This window comes from Okibacterium fritillariae (assembly GCF_052783725.1).
This window is the reverse complement of sequence record NZ_CP199917.1, coordinates 1,457,853-1,476,773: the sequence shown is the minus strand read 5'-3', so window position 1 is coordinate 1,476,773 and position 18,921 is coordinate 1,457,853. Positions and strand designations below refer to the sequence as shown.

The 18,921-nt window shown below is 67.9% G+C and carries 13 protein-coding genes; 6 read left to right on the top strand and 7 right to left on the bottom strand.

Features of this window, described 5'->3' with window-relative positions; genetic code table 11:
* Window positions 1-44 precede the first annotated feature (44 nt).
* Complete coding sequence (locus ACUWEX_RS06920) at window positions 45-3,401, bottom strand: Rne/Rng family ribonuclease (RefSeq protein ID WP_445997531.1); 3,357 nt, start codon at window positions 3,399-3,401, stop codon at window positions 45-47.
* A 472-nt stretch (window positions 3,402-3,873) separates the two neighbouring features.
* Between ACUWEX_RS06920 and ACUWEX_RS06915 the strand changes: the two genes are divergently transcribed.
* Window positions 3,874-4,452, top strand: a complete 579-nt coding sequence (locus ACUWEX_RS06915) for a vitamin K epoxide reductase family protein (protein ID WP_268794191.1) — start codon at window positions 3,874-3,876, stop codon at window positions 4,450-4,452.
* Between the two features lie 64 nt (window positions 4,453-4,516).
* Here the strand turns inward: ACUWEX_RS06915 and ndk are convergent, their stop codons facing one another.
* From ndk to ACUWEX_RS06890, 5 genes are all read right to left on the bottom strand, one after another.
* Window positions 4,517-4,933, bottom strand: a complete 417-nt coding sequence (ndk, locus tag ACUWEX_RS06910) for a nucleoside-diphosphate kinase (protein WP_079727424.1) — start codon at window positions 4,931-4,933, stop codon at window positions 4,517-4,519.
* Window positions 4,933-5,337, bottom strand: coding sequence for a DUF4233 domain-containing protein (locus ACUWEX_RS06905; RefSeq protein ID WP_445997530.1), 405 nt, complete (start codon window positions 5,335-5,337; stop codon window positions 4,933-4,935). Before ACUWEX_RS06905 ends, ndk begins: the two co-directional genes overlap by 1 nt.
* The gene (locus ACUWEX_RS06900) at window positions 5,334-6,716 is read right to left on the bottom strand and encodes a bifunctional folylpolyglutamate synthase/dihydrofolate synthase (protein WP_445997529.1); all 1,383 of its coding nucleotides are present in this window, start codon (window positions 6,714-6,716) and stop codon (window positions 5,334-5,336) included. The genes ACUWEX_RS06905 and ACUWEX_RS06900 overlap by 4 nt, the downstream gene beginning before the upstream one ends.
* On the bottom strand, window positions 6,709-10,269 hold the full coding sequence (gene ileS, locus ACUWEX_RS06895) for an isoleucine--tRNA ligase (RefSeq protein ID WP_445997528.1): 3,561 nt from the start codon (window positions 10,267-10,269) through the stop codon (window positions 6,709-6,711). Before ileS ends, ACUWEX_RS06900 begins: the two co-directional genes overlap by 8 nt.
* Window positions 10,270-10,485: 216 nt before the next feature.
* The gene (locus ACUWEX_RS06890; protein WP_445997527.1) at window positions 10,486-11,094 is read right to left on the bottom strand and encodes a TetR/AcrR family transcriptional regulator; all 609 of its coding nucleotides are present in this window, start codon (window positions 11,092-11,094) and stop codon (window positions 10,486-10,488) included.
* A 151-nt stretch (window positions 11,095-11,245) separates the two neighbouring features.
* Between ACUWEX_RS06890 and ACUWEX_RS06885 the strand changes: the two genes are divergently transcribed.
* From ACUWEX_RS06885 to ACUWEX_RS06870, 4 genes are all read left to right on the top strand, one after another.
* Window positions 11,246-12,535: an MFS transporter gene (locus tag ACUWEX_RS06885; RefSeq protein WP_445997526.1), complete on the top strand. Its 1,290-nt coding sequence runs from the start codon at window positions 11,246-11,248 to the stop codon at window positions 12,533-12,535.
* Between the two features lie 102 nt (window positions 12,536-12,637).
* Window positions 12,638-15,214: a valine--tRNA ligase gene (gene valS, locus ACUWEX_RS06880; protein WP_445997525.1), complete on the top strand. Its 2,577-nt coding sequence runs from the start codon at window positions 12,638-12,640 to the stop codon at window positions 15,212-15,214.
* Window positions 15,215-15,225: 11 nt separating this feature from the next.
* The gene (locus ACUWEX_RS06875; protein ID WP_445997524.1) at window positions 15,226-15,702 is read left to right on the top strand and encodes an N-acetyltransferase family protein; all 477 of its coding nucleotides are present in this window, start codon (window positions 15,226-15,228) and stop codon (window positions 15,700-15,702) included.
* A gap of 4 nt (window positions 15,703-15,706) precedes the next feature.
* Window positions 15,707-15,979: a hypothetical protein gene (locus ACUWEX_RS06870; protein ID WP_445997523.1), complete on the top strand. Its 273-nt coding sequence runs from the start codon at window positions 15,707-15,709 to the stop codon at window positions 15,977-15,979.
* A 25-nt stretch (window positions 15,980-16,004) separates the two neighbouring features.
* On the opposite strand, the gene ACUWEX_RS06865 is transcribed toward ACUWEX_RS06870, so the two are convergent.
* Complete coding sequence (locus ACUWEX_RS06865) at window positions 16,005-16,811, bottom strand: methyltransferase domain-containing protein (protein WP_445997522.1); 807 nt, start codon at window positions 16,809-16,811, stop codon at window positions 16,005-16,007.
* Window positions 16,812-16,874: 63 nt separating this feature from the next.
* Here ACUWEX_RS06865 and ACUWEX_RS06860 point away from each other — a divergent pair, with 63 nt between their 5' ends.
* A complete protein-coding gene (locus ACUWEX_RS06860; RefSeq protein WP_445997521.1) occupies window positions 16,875-18,920 on the top strand; it encodes a M3 family metallopeptidase in 2,046 nt (681 codons plus the stop codon).
* The last annotated feature ends 1 nt before the right edge of the window (window position 18,921 follow it).

Genomic DNA, 18,921 nt, shown 5'->3' with positions numbered 1-18,921 from the left:
CCCAGAAGGTGCGTTCCCGCATCCCCTGGGCAGCGTCGCGGGGTTTAGTTGTCTTGAGCGTCTTCCGCGCGCTTCACGGGCGTGGGCTCGTGACGCACCGGCGTGCCCTGCAGGGCGGCCGTGGTGACGCGACGGCTCTTCGAGCGGCCCTGGCCGGGCTGCTTGGGCTCAGGCAGAGCGTCGAGCACAGAGCCGAGCAGGTCGTCGGCGTTGCGACGCGCCGGACGCTCGACCTTGTTCGCCACGATCGGCAGGTCGAGGATGCGGGCGGGCTCGGCCTGGCGCTCGGGAGCGGCTTCGCGGGGAGGGTTCGAGGCCTCGGTCGCGGGAGCCTCGACGGGAGCGGCGGAGCGCTCGACAGGGGCGGCGGCAGACTCGGTTTGAGCTGAGGCATCCGGGGTGGATGTCTCGGCCCCGCGCTCGTCACGCGGCGCACGGTCGTTCTGCTGCTTGTCGCGCTTGTTGCGGCTGCGCTTCTTGCGCGGCGACTCGGAGGCCGATTCGCCGGAACCGTTCTGCTGCTGACCGTTCTGCTGACCGTTGCCGGCCTGCTGGCCACCCTGCCGCGCGTCCCGGCGAGACGCGTCGCCATTCGACTCGGTGGATGCCTCGGCCGCGCCGTTCGCGGACGCCTGAGCGTCGTGCTCCGCCTGTGCTGCCTCGTCACCCGAGGGGTGCGCCGCGAGCGTGCTGGCGGCGATCTGGGCGAGAGCGTTCTTGGCGTCGTCGGTGATGGCGTGCGCGGCCTTGGCGGCCTGGCTCAGAGCGTTCTGCCCGTTGCCGTTGCCACCGTTACCGCCGTTGTTGCCGCCGCCGTTGTTGCTGCCGTTGCCGCCGTTGTTGTTGTTCGACGAACCGTTGTTGCCGTTGTTGCCGTTGCCGTTCTGGCCCTTGCCGCCGCGGCGACGCTCCGGCTGGGGCGTCTGCTGCTGCTGGCGGTGCTTGAACACGGGCTCGTGGTGCACGATGACGCCACGGCCGGCGCAGGTCTCGCACGGCTCGGAGAACGACTCGAGCAGGCCGAGGCCCAGCTTCTTGCGCGTCATCTGCACGAGGCCGAGCGAGGTGACCTCGGCGACCTGGTGCTTGGTGCGGTCACGCGAGAGGCACTCGACCATGCGTCGCAGGACGAGATCGCGGTTGTTCTCGAGCACCATGTCGATGAAGTCGACGACGATGATGCCGCCGATGTCGCGCAGACGCAGCTGGCGCACGATCTCTTCGGCCGCTTCGAGGTTGTTCTTGGTGACGGTCTCTTCGAGGTTTCCGCCGGAACCGACGAACTTGCCCGTGTTGACGTCGATGACCGTCATGGCCTCGGTGCGGTCGATGACGAGCGATCCACCGGAGGGCAGCCAGACCTTGCGGTCGAGCGCCTTCTCGATCTGTTCGCTGATGCGATACTCGTCGAAGGAGTCCTTCTGGCCCTCGTAGCGTTCGACACGCTCGAGCAGGTCGGGGGCGACTCCGCGCAGGTAGCTCTCGATGACCTCGCGAGCGTCGTCGCCGTCGATGACCATCTTCTGGAAGTCCTCGTTGAAGACATCCCGGACGATCTTGATCAGCAGGTCGGGCTCGGAGTGCAGCAGGGCGGGTGCCTGCACGGACTCGACCTGACGCGAGATCTCGGCCCACTGGTTGATGAGGCGGTTGACGTCGAGCGTGAGCTGCTCTTCGGTGGCACCCTCGGCGGCGGTGCGCACGATGACACCGTTGTTGTCGGGCAGGACCTCTTTGAGGATCTTCTTGAGGCGCGCGCGCTCGGTGTCGGGCAGCTTGCGGCTGATGCCGTTCATCGAACCGTTGGGCACGTAGACGAGGTAGCGGCCGGGCAGCGAGACCTGGCTCGTGAGACGGGCACCCTTGTGGCCGACGGGGTCCTTGGTGACCTGCACGAGGACGCGGTCGCCGGGCTTGAGGGCCAGCTCGATGCGGCGGGGCTGGTTGCCGGTCTCGGCAGCATCCCAGTCGACCTCGCCGGAGTAGAGGACGGCGTTGCGGCCGCGCCCGATGTCGACGAAGGCGGCTTCCATACTGGGGAGCACGTTCTGCACGCGGCCGAGGTAGACGTTGCCGATGAGCGAGGCGTCCTGGTTGCGGGCCACGTAGTGCTCGACGAGCACGCCATCTTCGAGCACACCGATCTGGATGCGGCTGTGCTTCGAGCGCACGACCATCTTGCGGTCGACCGACTCGCGGCGCGCGAGGAACTCGGCCTCGGTCACGACCGTGCGGCGGCGCCCGGCATCGCGACCGTCGCGGCGGCGCTGCTTCTTGGCCTCGAGGCGGGTCGAGCCCTTGATGCGCTGCGGCTCGGTGATGAGCTCGGGTTCGCGCGGCTGGCGCACCTTGACGACCGTGTTGGCCGGCTCGGCGCCCGATGAACGGTCTTCTTCGCCGGAGCGGCGGCGATTGCGGCGGCGGGCCGAGGATGACTCGGTGTCGTCGTCGCGGTCGCGATCGTCACGGGCACGGTCTTCGCGGGCGCGGTCGTCACGAGAACGATCGTCGCGATCATCGCGGTCACGGTCGCGGTCGTCCCGCGAGTAGCGGTCGGTGCGATCGGAAGCGTTGCGGTCGGAGGCGTTGCGGCCACCCTGGTCGCGTGAGCGGCGGTCGTCACGGTTCGAACCCGAGCGGTCGCGCCATCCGCGGTCGTCGTCACGGTCGTCGGCCACCTGCGGCAGAACCGGGGGTGCCTGGAAGATCAGCACGGTCGAGGGGGCCGACACGAACGGCACGGGGGCCGCCTCGGGCTCTGCAGCCGGTGTGGATGCCGCGGCCGGCGTCTCTGCGCCTGCGACCACTCCTCGCTCCGAGCCGGAAACCGCGGGCTCAGCAGCAGCAGCCGCAGCAGCGGACGACGAAGCGGATGCGGTCGCGTCATCACCGCTGACAGTGTCGGATACAGAAGACCGGGTGTCAGCGGCTTCAGCAACCTCGGAGGTGTCGGCAGGGTTAGCAGCGTCAGCAAGGTCCGCAGCGTCAGCAACCTCGGCAGTATCGGTAGAGGGAGCAGCGTTGGTTGCGTCGACAGCGCTGGTTGCGTCGACAGCGGCGGTTGCGTCGGCAGCGTCAGTGGCCGTGGCAGCGTCAGCGACCTGAGCGGAGCTCGACTGGCTCGCGTCAGACGGCGCCTGGGGGTCGTTAGTCTCGACGCCGGGAGTCTCGGCGGAGGGAGTCTCGGCCGCCGGCGCCTCGTCCGTGGATGGCGCGTCATGCGCGGTTTCAGCCGAACCCGCACGCTCGAAGGTCGCCTCGGCGTCGGCCGTCTCGGTGCCGGGCGCTTCGGTATCAGGCGCTTCGGTGTTGGGCGTCTCGATGCTCGCGTCGCTCAGAGCGTCGTTCGCGGTGGTCTCGCCAGATTCGGACGAGTTGGAATCAATATTCTTTTTCACCATTACTGGTGCACTCCTCATCCGGCGAAGTGGCCGCGCCACCCTGCCGGGAAATCTCTGGTGGAGCAGCGCTGGTGCGCCGGTTCCACTCGTTAACACTCACAGCAACCGGCCACGTGGCTCTGGTCACCCTTCGGCCGATCACCGTGATCGGCACACAACTGCACTCTTCCCCGTATCACCTCGCTCGCGAAACACTCGCGGTGCGATTCGGACGACTCAGGGTCGGTGCAGCAAAGACATCATGCGTTGTCGGAGCGCGGCCCCGACGGTGCGCGTCCATTATCGCACGCACACGCCTCGGGGTGCGCGACATTCGAAGGGTTGGCTCGAACGCGCGTGCCATAATCCGACTGTGTCCCGAGAAACAGCCGCCCGCTCCCCCGAAAACGCCCGCCGCACGCCCGACGTCGGTGACGACATCGACACGGACGACGACACGCGAGACGGTGGCGCCGAGAAGGACGCGGCGCGCATTCATCCCCGTGGCCTCGCGATCTTCTTGATCATCGCGGGTGTCATCGGCTGGATCGCCGCCTTCCAGCTGACGATCGAGAAGTTCCACCTGCTGCAGAACCCGGGCTCGACGGCATCCTGCGACTTCAACATCGTCGTGCAGTGCGGCGCCAACCTGGGGTCGGCTCAGGGCGCCCTCTTCGGTTTTCCCAACCCGTTGATCGGCCTGGGGGCGTGGGTTGCGCCCATCGCGGTCGGCGTGGCGATTCTGGCCGGGGCGCGATTTGCGCGCTGGTTCTGGGTGGCCTTCAACGTGGGGCTGCTCGGCGCCCTCGTCTTCGTCATCTGGCTCATCAGCCAGAGCATCTTCGTGCTGGGCACGCTCTGCCCGTGGTGCATGGTGACGTGGTCGGTCACGATTCCAGCGTTCCTCGCGGTGACGCTCTACAACCTCGGCTCGGGCAACATCCCCGTCGGCGCATCGGTGCGGCGCGTCTCGCGCTCCCTGGCCGGATGGGTGCCGCTCATCACCGTGCTCTGCTACGTGGTGATCGCCATCCTCGCCCAGGTGCGCCTCGACTTCCTGTCGTTCCTGTAGACGCCCCCGCACGCGAAAACGGCCGGCTCCCCCTCAGGGAGACCGGCCGTTTTCGGCGAGAAGGCTACTTGAACCAGAGCGCCAGTTCGCGCGCCGCCGACTCGGGGCTGTCGGAGCCGTGCACCAAGTTCTGCTGCACCTTGAGGCCCCAGTCGCGGCCCAGGTCGCCGCGGATTGTGCCGGGCAGGGCGGTCGTGGGGTCGGTCGTGCCGGCGAGGGCGCGGAAGCCCTCGATCACACGGTCGCCGGCCACGCGGATGGCGACGATCGGGCCCGAGAGCATGAACTCGACGAGCGGCTCGAAGAAGGGCTTGCCCTCGTGCTCGGCGTAGTGCTCAGCGAGCAGCTCGCGCTCGGCCTCGACGAGCTTGATGTCGACGAGCGAGTAGCCCTTGGCCTCGATGCGGCGCAGGACCTCACCGGTCAGGCTGCGGGCGACGCCGTCGGGCTTCACCAGGACGAGTGTTTCTTGAACGGCCATTATTCGGTCTCCAGAGTGTTGTGCGAGTTGTTTCTGCGGTCTATGCGTCCTCCGGCATACATGGCGTACACCCAGATCGCGACGAACAGGATGCCGACCACGAACATGGCGGGCACGAAGATGCCGGTAGCCACGATAGCGGCTTGCAGCACCCAGCCGAGGATGATTCCGGCGCGCGTGTGCAGCAACCCGATCGCCGCGAACAGCGCCAGACAGAACACGGCCCCGCCGATCAGCGCGGGAGCGGGCGGCAGCGCCTTCAGGCCGAAGATCACGAGCGCGGCCAGGAACACCACGACGGTTTCGAAGCCGAGGACGATCGAGGCGACGAGTTCCGTGACGCTGCGCTGACGGCGGGGGCGACCGGCGCGACCACCGCCACGGCCCGAGAAGACTCCGCTCACGGCTTCCACTCCTCGTCGCGCGCCAGATCGATGACCTCGCCGACGACCGTGATCGAACCGGTCACGACGACGAGCCGCTTGGGCGACTCGGCGGCCCATTGGCGGGCGTTCTGCACGGCATCCTCGAGGCGGTCGAGCACGAAGATGTCCTCGAGACCCGTTGCGACGTGGGCGATCTCGGCCAGGGCATCGGCCGGGATGGCGCGCTCCGATTCGGATTCGGTGACGTAGAGGCGCGTGGCGACGGGACCCAGCGCGGTGAGAATGCCCGCGGCATCCTTGTCGTCGAGCACGCCGACGACGATCGCGACCTCGTCGAAGTCGAAATACTCGTCGATGGCGACGCGCAACGAGAGCGCACCGTGCGGGTTGTGCGCGGCATCCACGAGGACCGTCGGTTCGGTGCCGACGAGCTGGAGGCGACCGGGCGACGTGACCTCGGCGAGACCCTCGGTGAGGATCTCGGCCGACAGCGCGTGGCCGCCCGAGCCGATGAAGGTCTCGACGGCCGCGATGGCCACGGCCGCGTTCTGGCCCTGGTGCGAGCCGTAGAGGGGCAGGTAGAGCTCCTCGTAGGTGGACGCGATGCCGCGGACGGCCAGCATCTGGCCACCGACCGCGACGGTGTCACCGGTCAGCTCGAAGTCGCGTCCCTCGACCGCCAGGCTCGCCTCGCTGAGTTCGGCGGCGCGCTGCAGCTCGGCCAGCGCCTCGGGCTTCTGCTCGGCCGTCACGACCTCGGAGGCCGGCTTGATGATCCCCGCTTTGGTGCGCGCGATCTCGGCGATGGTCGAGCCAAGGCGCTGCACGTGGTCGATGTCGATGGGCGTGAAGACCGCCACGCGGGCGTCGGCGACGTTGGTGGAATCCCACTCGCCGCCCATGCCGACCTCGACGACGGCGACATCGATGGGGGCGTCGGCGAAGGCCGCGAACATGAGCACCGTCAGCGCCTCGAAGAACGTGAGCGGGCCCTCGCCACGTTCGGCGAGCCACGCGTCGGTCATGTCGAGGTAGGGCGAGATATCGTCCCAGTTGTCGGCCAGCGCGGCATCCGAGATCGGCTCGCCGTCGATGACGATGCGTTCGTTGAACGACACCAGGTGCGGGCTCGTGAAGAGGCCCGTGCGCAACCCGTAGGCGCGCAGGATGCTCTCGATGATGCGCGACGTGCTCGTCTTGCCGTTGGTGCCCGTGAGATGGATCATCGGGTAGGCGTGGTGCGGGTCACCGAGCAGTTCGACCGCGTGGCGCGTGGCGTCGAGGCGCGGGCGGGGCGAACCCTCACCCGAGCGGGCCATGAGCGCCTGGTAGACGCCGGCGGCGCGATCGGCGTCATCCGAGAACAGGCCGTCACCGGCGGATGAGCGATCAGACATCGATGCTCCTTTCGGTCTTGCGCACGGCCACCACGAAGCGGCCCGCGTTGGCGAACTGAGCCGCCTTCACATCTTGGAAGAAGTCGGGAGCGAAGGGAACCGCGACGGGCAGCCATTCGGCGGGCGAGACGGCGCTCGACGCGTCGAGGTCGAAACCGGTCGACGGCGAGGCGACGTCGAACGAGGTGGCGAGGGTTTCGCCCGGCACGTCGACACTCGCGCGGGCTAGGGCGATGGCCTCGGCATCCCGCTCGTCGAAGAAGACGACGCCCAGCTCGATGCGGTCGCTGACCTCGAAGCCGGCGGCCTTGCGCGTGTCTTGCACGGCCCGGATGAGGTCGCGAGACAGGCCCTCGGCCTCGAGCTCGGGGGTGAGCTGCGTGTCGAGGATGACGAAACCGCCGCCCGGCAGCAACGCCAGCACGTTCTCGGCACCGTCGACCGACTGCGTCTCGAGCACGAGGTCGTATTCGCCCTCGACCAGCTCGATACCGCCGGCCGTGACGACGCCGTCGGTCTCGGACCAGTCGCCCGAGCGAGCGGCCTTGATGACCTGCTGCACGTTTTTGCCGAGACGGGGCCCGGCGGCGCGCGCGTTGACCGTGAGGCGCGACGTGATGCCGTGCTCGGCCGCGCTCTCGCCGGTCTGCTCGGCCACGCTCACGCGCTTGACGTTGAGCTCGTCGCGCAGGATGCCCTCGAACGGCGCCAGCGCCTCGGCGTTTGCCGTGACGATCGTGAGCTCGGCCAGGGGCAGTCGCACGCGGAGGCCCGCCTGCTTGCGCAGGGCCTGGGCGGTGGAGCTGATCTGGCGGATGCGGTCCATGGCCTCGACCAGGCGGTGATCCTCGGGCAGGCGCTCGGGGTTCGGCCAGTCTTCGAGGTGCACGCTGCGCCCGCCGGTCAGGTCCTTCCAGACCCGCTCAGACACCAGCGGGATGAGCGGAGCCGCCACCCGCGCGAGGGTCTCGAGCACCGTGTACAACGTGTCGAAGGCCTCGCGGCCCACGCCGTTCTCGTCGACGCCCTGCCAGAAGCGGTCGCGCGAACGACGCACATACCAGTTGGTCAGCACGTCGGCGAAGTCGCGCAGCTTGGCCGCCGCGATCGTCGCGTCGAGGTTCTCGAGGTTGTCGGTGACGTCGACGACGAGTTCACGCGTCTTAGCCAGGATGTAGCGGTCGAGGACATCCGTGGATGTCGCGTCCCAGCGCGCCTCGTAACCGCCCTCACGAGCGGTGTTGGCGTAGAGCGCAAAGAAGTACCACGTGTTCCAGAACGGCAGCAGCAGCTGGCGCACGCCCTCGCGGATGCCCTCCTCGGTGACGATGAGGTTGCCGCCGCGCAGCACCGAGCTCGACACGAGGAACCAGCGCATGGCGTCCGAGCCGTCGCGGTCGAAGACCTCGGAGACGTCGGGGTAGTTGCGCAGCGACTTCGACATCTTCTGGCCGTCGCTCCCCAGCACGATTCCGTGGCTGATGACGTTGGTGAAGGCCGGGCGGTCGAACAACGCGGTCGAGAGCACGTGCAGGAGGTAGAACCATCCGCGGGTCTGGCCGATGTACTCGACGATGAAGTCCGCCGGGTTGTGCGATTCGAACCACTCGCGGTTCTCGAACGGGTAGTGCACCTGGGCGAACGGCATGGAACCCGAGTCGAACCAGACATCCAGCACGTCGGGAATGCGGCGCATGGTCGACTGGCCCGTGGGGTCGTCGGGGTTCGGGCGCGTCAGTTCGTCGATATAGGGGCGGTGCAGATCAGTGGGGCGCACGCCGAAATCGCGCTCGAGCTCGTCGAGCGAGCCGTAGACGTCGATGCGCGGGTAGTCGGGGTTGTCGCTCTTCCACACGGGGATGGGCGAACCCCAGTACCGGTTGCGGCTGATCGACCAGTCGCGGGCGTTGCCGAGCCACTTGCCGAACTGACCGTCTTTCACATTGGCCGGAACCCAGTTGATCTCCTGGTTCAGGTTCTCCATGCGGTCGCGGAAGTCGGGCACGCGCACGAACCAGCTCGAGACGGCCTTGTAGATGAGCGGGTTGCGGCAGCGCCAGCAGTGCGGGTAGGAGTGCTCGTAGCTGGCCTGACGCATCAGGCGGCCCTCGGCCTTCAGCAGCTGCGTGAGCGGCTTGTTGGCGTCGAACCAGTGCAGCCCGGCCACCTCGGTGATCTCCGAGACGAAACGTCCACCCGCATCGAGCGAGAGGATGACGGGGATGCCCGCCGCCTCGCAGATCTTCTGGTCTTCCTCACCGTAGGCGGGCGCCTGGTGCACGATGCCCGTGCCGTCGGAGGTGGTGACGTAGTCGGCGACGAGCACGCGCCAGGCGTTCTCGGTGCCCCACGTCTCGGTGTCGGCGTAGTAGTCGAAGAGGCGGTCGTAGGAGACGTCTTCGAGTTCGCGGCCGACGACCGTGCGGCGGATCGAGGCCTTCGCCTCGTCGGCCGAGTCGTAGCCGAGCTCTTTGGCGTAGTTGCCGACCAGGTCGATGGCGATAAGGTATTCGCCGCCGAGGACCTCGACGTTCAGTGCGGCGTCGGCAGCCCCGTCGGATTCCTCACGCTGCACGGTGGCGTCGGGTGTGCCGTTCGGGCCGGCGGGCACGACGGCGTAGACGATGTCCGGGCCGACCGCGAGGGCCATGTTCGTCGGCAGCGTCCACGGGGTCGTCGTCCACGCCAGGGCGCGCACGCCGGTGAGGCCGAGCGTCTCGGCCTTCGGGCCGACGAGCGGGAACGTGACCGTGACGGTCTGGTCTTGACGCATCTTGTACACGTCGTCGTCCATGCGCAGCTCGTGGTTGCTGAGCGGCGTCTCGTCGCGCCAGCAGTACGGCAGCACGCGGTAGCCCTCGTAGGCGAGGCCCTTGTCGTGCAGGCGCTTGAACGCCCAGATCACCGACTCCATGTAGGTGATGTCGAGCGTCTTGTAGTCGTTGTCGAAGTCCACCCAGCGCGCCTGGCGCGTGACGTACTCCTGCCACTGGTCGGTGTACTTCAGCACCGAGGAGCGTGCGGCGTCGTTGAACGCGGCGAGGCCCATCTCCTCGATCTGGCTCTTGTCGGTGATGCCCAGCTGCCGCTCGGCCTCGAGCTCGGCGGGCAGACCGTGGGTGTCCCAGCCGAAGCGGCGGTGCACCTGCTTGCCGCGCATGGTCTGGAAGCGCGGGAAGACGTCCTTGGCATAGCCGGTGAGCAGGTGGCCGTAGTGCGGCAGGCCGTTGGCGAAGGGCGGGCCGTCGTAGAAGACCCACTCGTCGTCGCCGGCGCGCTGGTCGACCGACGCCTGGAAGGTGCCGTCTTCCTTCCAGAACGAGAGGATGTCGGTCTCGATGTCCGGGAAGCGCGGCGAGGGCGTGACGCCGAAGGCGGCTCCGGGCACGCTGGGCTTGGTGTCGCTCGGCGCGGCGGCGTCGTTTGCAGCGCTTGCACCGTTAGCGGATGCGGCAGCGCTGGCGTCAGCAGCGGCGGCGGATGCGGCGGCGTCCGAGTTCGCGGGAACGGAATTCGTGGGGGCATCGCCCGATTGGGCACGGCGCGGGTACATGTCTCTCCTGGCAGGTCATCTCCTGCGAGGACGTCGCTCACGCAACGCGGTACCACCTCGCTTGCCCCCGCGACGGATGCTGTCGCGAGAACCGCTCATTCGGCTGTGACGGGCCCACCCGTTCGGTTCTACCGGCGCCCCGGCGAACCGGTGCGTTTTCTTCCGAAGGCTTCCCGGTGATGGCCGGATCGACGCCTGTGCCTCAAGTCTACGACGTCAGGCGCCGAAACCCGAGCACACCGGGCGGATGGCTCGCTCGATGTCGTCGGAGAGCTCGCCGCGTGCCACGCCGGCGCTCGCCCAGTGCATGGCTCCCGCGGCGGCCGCGGCGACGACGGCGGCCGCGAAGGAGCGCACGACGAGCGGGTCAGTGCCCGAGGGAACCGTGGGGGTGCCGATCGAGCGCTCGATCAGGGACATGGCTCGCGACATCCGGATGAGGCCCGATGCCTGCAACTCGGCAGACGTGCCCATGATCTCGCGCTGCGTGAAGCCCAGGGGAACGCGGCTGTGCGGGTGCTGGTGAGCGACGGCGGCGAGGGCCGCGCAGACCGTGTCGATGCGAGCGGCGAAGGTGGCGGCGGAGGCGGCAGTTGCGGTGGAGGCCGCCGACGCGAGGGCCGTGTCGAGCGCATCGAGGGCGGTGTCGACATCCACCCAGAGGAGGTCGGATTTCGAGCCGAAGTAGTTGAAGAAGGTGTTGCGGCTGACGCCGGCCCGGCGCGCCACCTGGTCGATCGTGGTGCCCGTGTAGGTCTGCTCGAGGAAGAGCTCGGCGGCGGCGTCTTCGAGGATCTGTTTCGACGACAGTTTGGGTCTTCCCACGGATGCGGAATATTTCGACCCCATCGAATGCTCACCAATCCTGTATATGTATTGAGTACAAATTTTCTAGCTAAGGATGCTCGTGTCGACTACACACTCTTCGCCCACCGCTGTGCGGGCATCGAACCCTCGAACCGCCAGGCGCGTCGCCGTGGCATCCCTCGTGGGGACCGCGCTCGAATCGTACGACTTCTACATCTACGCCTACTTTGCCGCATTCTTCGCGGGACCGCTCTTCTTCGACCCGTTGGGGCCGTTCGGGGCGACTCTCGCCGCCTTCCTGACGATCGCCGTGAGCTTCGTGGTGCGGCCTATCGGCGCCATCATCTTCGGGCACCTGGGCGACCGCATCGGCCGGCGCAAGACCCTGCTCATCACCATCCTGATCATGGGCGTGGCGACGGGTCTCATCGGCCTGCTGCCGACCTACGCCATGGCCGGCTGGACGGGCGCCGTCATCCTCGTGCTGCTGCGTCTGGCGCAGGGCGTGTCGCTGGGCGGCGAGTGGGGTGGCAGCATCCTGTTGGCTTCTGAGCATTCCTCGCGCAAGAGCCGCGCGTTCTGGGCCGCACTCCCCCAGCTGGGTTCACCCATCGGCTCGATCCTGTCGGCCGCATTCTTCCTCGTGCTGACATCGGCCCTGCCCGCCGAAGAGATCGTGGCCTGGGCGTGGCGCATCCCGTTCCTCACCGCCATCCCGCTCGTCGCCATCTCGCTCTACCTGCGCTGGTCGATCGACGAGACGCCCGTGTTCGCCAACCTCGTCAAGAACGACAAGCGTGAGCGGATGCCGGTGCTGCGCGTCTTCCGTGAGCAGCCCGCCGCGCTCGCCCTCGCCATCGGCACGGCGCTCCTCGGCATCGGGTCGTACTCGCTCATGAACACCTACACGATCAACTACGGCGTCGCGGTGCTGGGCTTCACCTACGAGAACCTGCTCGTCGCGACCACCATCGGCGGCCTCCTCCAGCTCGTCACGATCCCGCTCTTCGGATGGTGGGCCACACGCATCGGCTCGGCCCGGGTGGTCGCCTATGGCGCGCTCGGCACGCTGCTGATCGCGTTCCCGATGTATTTCGTCTTGCAGCAGGCCACGTTCGGCATCCTCGTCGGCACCATGATCATCGGCGGCATTCTGCCCACCATGAGCTGGGCGGCGCTCGGTGGCACCATGGCCGACCTGTTCGGCGACCGACACCGCTACTCGGCGCTCTCCATCGCCTACAGCATCGCCGCCGTCGTCTCGGGCTTCGTGCCCGCCCTGACCCTGGCGTTCGGTCAGGCCACGGGCCAGGCGTGGTGGCACCCGGGTGTCGTGCTCGCCGTCATGTCGGCTATCACCCTCGTGTCAGCGTGGGCGGTGCGCCGCTCGAGCGTCACGGCTCGGGATGCCGTAACCGACGACTCCGAGGTCGCGGAGCCCGCGCTGCACGCCTCGTAAAGGGCGGATGTGCTCGGTGGGGCACGAATCGGTACGCTGGTGGGAGAGAACACACTCAGGCACGTACACACGGTGCCGCCCATAGCGATCAGGAGTCACAGCATGCCCGCGAGCGTTCCCGACAAACCGGCCCTCGAGGGCCTCGAAACTTCCTGGGGCACCCGCTGGGAAGAGTCGGGCGTCTACCGCTTCGACCGCACGGGCGTCACGCACGACGACATCTACTCGATCGACACGCCTCCGCCCACGGCATCCGGTTCTCTGCACATCGGTCACGTGTTCAGTTACACGCACACCGACGTCGTGGCGCGCTACCAGCGCATGACGGGCAAGCGCGTCTTCTACCCCATGGGGTGGGACGACAACGGCCTGCCCACCGAGCGCCGTGTGCAGAACTACTACGGCGTGCGCTGCGACCCGTCGCTGCCCTACGACGCCGACTTCGTGCCGCCGTTCGAGGGTGGCGACAACAAGTCCACCAAGGCCGCCGACCAGAAGCCCGTGTCGCGCCGCAACTTCATCGAGCTGTGCGAGCGCCTCACGGTCGAGGACGAGAAGCAGTTCGAGGCCGTCTGGCGGGCCCTCGGCCTGTCGGTCGACTGGACGCAGACCTACCGCACCATCGGTAACGAGGCCCTCTTCACCTCGCAGCTCGCGTTCCTGCGCAACGTCGAGCGCGGCGAGGCCTACCAGGCGATGGCCCCGACACTGTGGGACGTGACGTTCCGCACCGCCGTGGCCCAGGCCGAGCTCGAAGACAAAGAGCAGCCGGGCGCCTACCACCGCCTCGCCTTCCAGAAGGCCGACGGCGGTTCGGTCGAGATCGAGACCACGCGTCCCGAACTCCTCGCCGCCTGTGTGGCCCTCGTGGCCCACCCCGACGACGAGCGTTACAAGCACCTCTTCGGCACGACGGTGACGACGCCCGTCTTCGGCGTCGAGGTGCCCATCGTGGCGCACCACCTCGCGCAGCCCGACAAGGGCGCCGGCATCGCCATGATCTGCACCTTCGGCGACCTGACCGACGTCATCTGGTGGCGTGAGCTCGACCTGCCCAACCGCGCGATCATGGGCTTCGACGGCCGCATCATCGCCGAGGCACCCGATGTCATCACGAGCGAGCAAGGCCTCGCCGCCTACGCGCAGCTGGCCGGCAAGACCGTCTTCAGCGCCAAGCAAACCATCGTCGAGCTGCTGCGCGAAGAGGGCAGCCTCATCGGCGACCCGAAGCCCATCGTGCACCCCGTCAAATTCTTCGAGAAGGGCGACAAGCCGCTCGAGATCGTCTCCACGCGTCAGTGGTACATCCGCAACGGCGCACGCGACGAAGAGCTGCGCGCCAAACTGCTCGCCTTCGGCCAGGAGCTCGACTGGCACCCCGACTTCATGCGCGTGCGCTACGAGAACTGGGTCGGCGGCCTCTCGGGCGACTGGCTCATCTCGCGCCAGCGCTTCTTCGGCGTGCCGATCCCGGTGTGGTACCCGCTCGATAGCGACGGCAACCCCGTCTTCGACGAGCCCATCGTGGCCACGCGCGAGATGCTGCCCGTCGACCCGTCCTCCGAGCCCGCACCCGGCTATGACGCGTCGCAGCGCGGCCAGGCCGGTGGCTTCATCGGCGAGGTCGATGTGATGGACACGTGGGCCACGTCATCCCTCACCCCGCAGCTCGCGGGCGGCTGGGAGCGCGACGAAGAACTCTGGAACCTCGTCTTCCCCTTCTCGCTGCGCCCGCAGGGCCAGGACATCATCCGCACCTGGCTGTTCAGCACCATGCTGCGCTCGACGCTCGAATACGGTGAGAAGCCGTGGACGAACACCACGCTGTCCGGCTTCATCGTCGACCCCGACCGCAAGAAGATGTCGAAGTCGAAGGGCAATGTGGTCACGCCCGCCGACATCCTCGAGAAGCACGGCTCCGACGCGGTGCGCTACTGGGCCGCCTCGTCGCGTCTCGGCACCGACGCCGCGTTCGACCCGCAGAACCCGACGCAGATCAAGATCGGTCGCCGCCTGGCCATCAAGGTGCTCAACGCCTCGAAGTTCATCCTCGGTTTCGAGGTGCCCGCGGGTGCCCAGATCACCGAGCCGATCGACGCCAGCATGCTCGCGCAGCTCGAGCGTGTCGTGGCGGATGCCTCGGCCGCCCTCGCCGCCTACGACCACGCCCGTGCGCTCGAGATCACCGAGAGCTTCTTCTGGGCGTTCTGCGACGACTACCTCGAGCTCGTGAAGGAACGCGCCTACGACGAGGATCACGAGGGTCAGGCATCCGCCGCCCTCGCTCTGCGCACAGCGCTCGGCGTGCTGCTGCGACTGTTCGCGCCCGTCATCCCCTTCGCCACCGAAGAGGCCTGGTCGTGGTTCAACGACGGCTCCGTGCACGTGGCCGCGTGGCCGACCGTGGCCGAGTTCGACGGGCTGCCCGACGGCGATGCGTCGCTGCTCACGCTCGCGTCAGAAGCGTTGACGAGCATCCGCCGCGCCAAGACCGACGCGAAAGCCTCGCAGAAGACCCCGGTGGCGCAGGCCACCATCGCCGGAACGGCCGAGCAGACCGAATCGCTCGCGCGCGCCGCCTCCGACCTCAAGGCCGTCGGACGCATCGACACCCTCACCTTCATCACCGCCGCCGAACTGGCCGTCACGGACATCGTGCTCGCGCCGGCCGACAGCTAAGGAGCACCACCATGTCCGAGAGCACCAGCGCTTCCCCCACCGCAGCCGTCACGATCCGCCCCATGCGCGATCGCGACTTCTTCTCGTGGCTGCCGCTCTTCGTCGAATACGGCGATTTCTACAACTCCCCCGTGACCGATCAGAAGGCCCTGCTCGTGTGGAGCTGGATCTCCGAGGGCAAGCACGATGTGCACGGCCTCGTGGCCGAGAACGCCGACGGCACGCTCGTCGGATTCGCGCACTACCGCGGTTTCGCCCGGCCGCTCGCCGGCGAGGTGGGCGTCTACCTCGACGACCTGTTCGTGCAGCCCGACGCTCGCCGCAACGGCATCGCCACGCAGCTCATCGAAGCCGTCGGCGAGGCCGCCCGTGCCCGCGGAGCCCGCATCGTGCGCTGGGTCACCGCCGAAGACAACGCCGACGCGCAGAAGCTCTACGACCAGGTCGCCGCCCGCACCACCTGGCTGACCTACGACATGGGGCTCTAGCCTCATGCAGCTCGGCACACGCTGGACCTTCGGGCAGGAGGCTCCGGCCAGCCTGCCTTCGGTCGTCACCGAGGCGGTGCGCTCGGTCGAGGCCGAGGTCACGGCCGGCGGCTCAGACGCAACCGGCTGGCGCTGGACGCTGACCTGGCTCGAGGGCAAACCTGTCGTCGAGCTAAATGACGGCACCACCGTCACCTACCAGCCCGCGTCGGCACTGGGGCCCGAGTCGGCGACCATCCGCAGCGCCGATGATCAGGACGACGAGGGCGCTTTCTAGAGGTGCCCTTGCCGGCCGGTCCCCCCTACTTCGTGGCGAGGATCTCGCCGTGAGGCATCGCGAACCAGCCGGTCTTGTCGGCGACCCACGCTTTCCAGGCCTCGGAGACCTCCTGTAGGTCCTCGAGCGTGGCCGCACCGCCCTCGATGGACTGCGGCGCGAAGCTCGACTCGAGGGCGCGCACGGCCCAGTTGCCGCCCCACCACTCGCGATCGGCGTCATCCGCGAAGCACCAGATGGACGCGCCCGTCGAGATGTCCTCGAAACCGGCCTCCATCGCCCACGCCTTCAGGCTCGACCCGCCATCGGGGTCACCGCCGTTGAAGCGGGCGACGGCCTGGTAGACATCCATCCATTTGCGCAGGCCCGGCAGGAGCGGGTGCCACACAGCGCCGCCGTAGATGACGTCACGGGCCGCGACCACGCCGCCGGGCTTCGTCACACGGCGCATCTCGCGCAGAACGGCGACCGGATCGGCGACGTGCTGCAGCACCTGGTGGGCGTGCACCACATCGAACGTGTCGTCGGGGAAGTCGAGGTGATAGGCATCCCCCACCTGGAATTCGACATTCGTCAGACCGTTGTCGTCGGCGAGGGCCTGAGCCTGGTCACGGACGTCTTCGGCGGAATCGATGCCGACCACGCGACCACCGGCCACCCGGCGGCCGATGTCGACCGTGATCGTTCCGGGGCCCGATCCCACATCGAGAACCGACGCGCCCGGCACCAGGTGCGGCACCAGAAAGGCGGCCGAGTTCTCGACCGTGCGCCAGCTGTGGGTGCGCAGAACGCTGTCGTGGTGTCCGTGGGTATACCGTTCGATCGTTGCCATACTCCGACACTAACTCCCCCGCCCGACGGCCTCGATGATGTGACGGCGGCGTAGGCTGGCGGGATGGCCGATACGACGAATCCCCTGATCGCACCCAGTCCGCTTCCTTACTATCTGCCGCCGTTCGCCGATATCGCCGACGAACATTACGAACCGGCATTCGACGCGGGCATGCGGGCGCACCTCGACGAGATCCGTGCTATTACGAGCAACGCCGACGAGCCGACGTTCGAGAACACGATGATCCCTCTTGAGCGAGCCGGGCAGATCCTGCACCGCGTCGCCACGGTCTTCTTCAACAAGAGCTCCTCCGACTCCTCCGAGACCACCAACGCTCTCGAGGAAGAGATCGCGCCCCGTCTCGCGGCCCACGACGACGCCATCATGCTGGATGCCGCGCTCTACGCCCGGGTGCGCGCCGTCGCCCAGTCGGCCGACGCCCTCGACGACGAGTCGCGTTATCTCGTCGAGCGCTACCTCGCCGAGTTCGAACACGCGGGCGCCAACCTCGACGACGACGGCAAAGAGCGTTTGCGGGCATTCAACCAGACGCTGTCGACACTCACGACGCGCTTCGAGAAGAACCTGCTCGCCGACACGAACGACTTGGCCGTCCTCGTCACCGATGTGGAAGAGCTCGACGGCCTGAGCGAGGGTGAGATCGCCTCGCTGGCCGCGGCCGCCCGTGAACGCGGCATCGACGACGCCTACCTCATCACGCTCGTGCTGCCCACCGGACATCCCGTGCTCGCCTCCCTCACATCGCGCACGCTGCGCCACCGCATCATGGAAGCATCCCGCGCCCGCGGCCGACGCGGCGGGCCCTACGACAACCGCGAACTCGTGCTGGAGATCACGCGGCTGCGGGCCCAACGCGCCCGACTGCTCGGCTTCAACAGTCACGCCGAATACGTCACGGCCGAGCAGACCGCCAAGAGCCCCGAGGCGGTCTCGCGCATGCTGGGCCAGCTCGCACCGCCGGCTGCCCGTAACGCCCGCGCCGAGCAGGCCGCACTCCAGGAGATCGTGGACGAGCACGAGGGCGAGCCCTTCGCCATCGAAGCCCACGACTGGGCGTTCTACAGCGAGCGGGTGCGACAGGCCACGTACGACGTGGACACGCAGGCCATGCGGCCCTATTTCGAGGCCGAACGCGTGCTGCGCGACGGTGTGTTCTTCGCGGCCACGAAGCTCTATGGCGTGACCTTCACCGAGCGCCACGACCTGATGGCCTACCATCCCGATGCCCGCGTTTTCGAGGTGCACAACGAAGACGGCACCGAGCTGGGCCTCTATATCCTCGACCTCTACACACGTGACTCGAAGCGCGGCGGCGCGTGGATGAACCCGCTGGTGTCGCAGTCGACGCTGCTCGGACTGCCGCCCGTCGTCGTCAACAACCTCAACGTGCCGAAACCGCCGGCCGGTTCTCCCACGCTCCTCAGCTTCGACGAGGTCAACACGTTCTTCCACGAGTTCGGGCACGCCCTGCACGGCCTCTTCGCGCACGTCACCTACCCCAAGTTCTCGGGCACCAATGTGTTCCGAGACTTCGTCGAGTTCCCCAGCCAAGTCAACGAGATGTGGATGCTGTGGCCCGAGGTGCTCGAGAACTACGCCGTCCACCACCGCACGGGTGAACCATTGCCCGCCGACCTCGTCGAGAAGATCCAAGCCTCCTCGGCCTTCGACGAGGGCCACTCGACCAGCGAGTACCTTGCCGCCGCGCTGCTCGACCAAGCCTGGCACCGCATCACGGCCGACGACGCCGTGGGGGACGTCGAGAGCTTCGAGGCGGATGCCCTCGCCGACGTGGGCCTCGACAACCCCGCCGTGCCGACCCGCTACTCGAGCACGTACTTCGCGCACACGTTCTCCGGCGGTTACGACGCCGGCTACTACTCCTACATCTGGAGCGAGGTGCTGGATGCTGACACGGTCGAGTGGTTCGAGGAGAACGGCGGGCTGACGCGTGAGAACGGCGACCGGTTCCGCCGCCTCCTCCTGGGCGTCGGCGGCAGTACCGACCCGCTCGAGGCGTACCGCGCGTTCCGCGGCCGGGACGCCGTCATCGAGCCGCTGCTCTCCCGCCGCGGCCTCGAGCACTGAC

Excerpts from the sequence above, each read along its gene's own strand:
- ACUWEX_RS06920 (WP_445997531.1), bottom strand. The coding sequence starts at position 3,401 with ATGGTGAAAAAGAATATTGATTCCAACTCGTCCGAATCTGGCGAGACC.
- ndk (WP_079727424.1), bottom strand. The coding sequence starts at position 4,933 with ATGGCCGTTCAAGAAACACTCGTCCTGGTGAAGCCCGACGGCGTCGCC.
- ACUWEX_RS06900 (WP_445997529.1), bottom strand. The coding sequence starts at position 6,716 with ATGTCTGATCGCTCATCCGCCGGTGACGGCCTGTTCTCGGATGACGCC.
- ileS (WP_445997528.1), bottom strand. The coding sequence starts at position 10,269 with ATGTACCCGCGCCGTGCCCAATCGGGCGATGCCCCCACGAATTCCGTT.
- valS (WP_445997525.1), top strand. The coding sequence starts at position 12,638 with ATGCCCGCGAGCGTTCCCGACAAACCGGCCCTCGAGGGCCTCGAAACT.
- ACUWEX_RS06875 (WP_445997524.1), top strand. The coding sequence starts at position 15,226 with ATGTCCGAGAGCACCAGCGCTTCCCCCACCGCAGCCGTCACGATCCGC.
- ACUWEX_RS06870 (WP_445997523.1), top strand. The coding sequence starts at position 15,707 with ATGCAGCTCGGCACACGCTGGACCTTCGGGCAGGAGGCTCCGGCCAGC.
- ACUWEX_RS06865 (WP_445997522.1), bottom strand. The coding sequence starts at position 16,811 with ATGGCAACGATCGAACGGTATACCCACGGACACCACGACAGCGTTCTG.
- ACUWEX_RS06860 (WP_445997521.1), top strand. The coding sequence starts at position 16,875 with ATGGCCGATACGACGAATCCCCTGATCGCACCCAGTCCGCTTCCTTAC.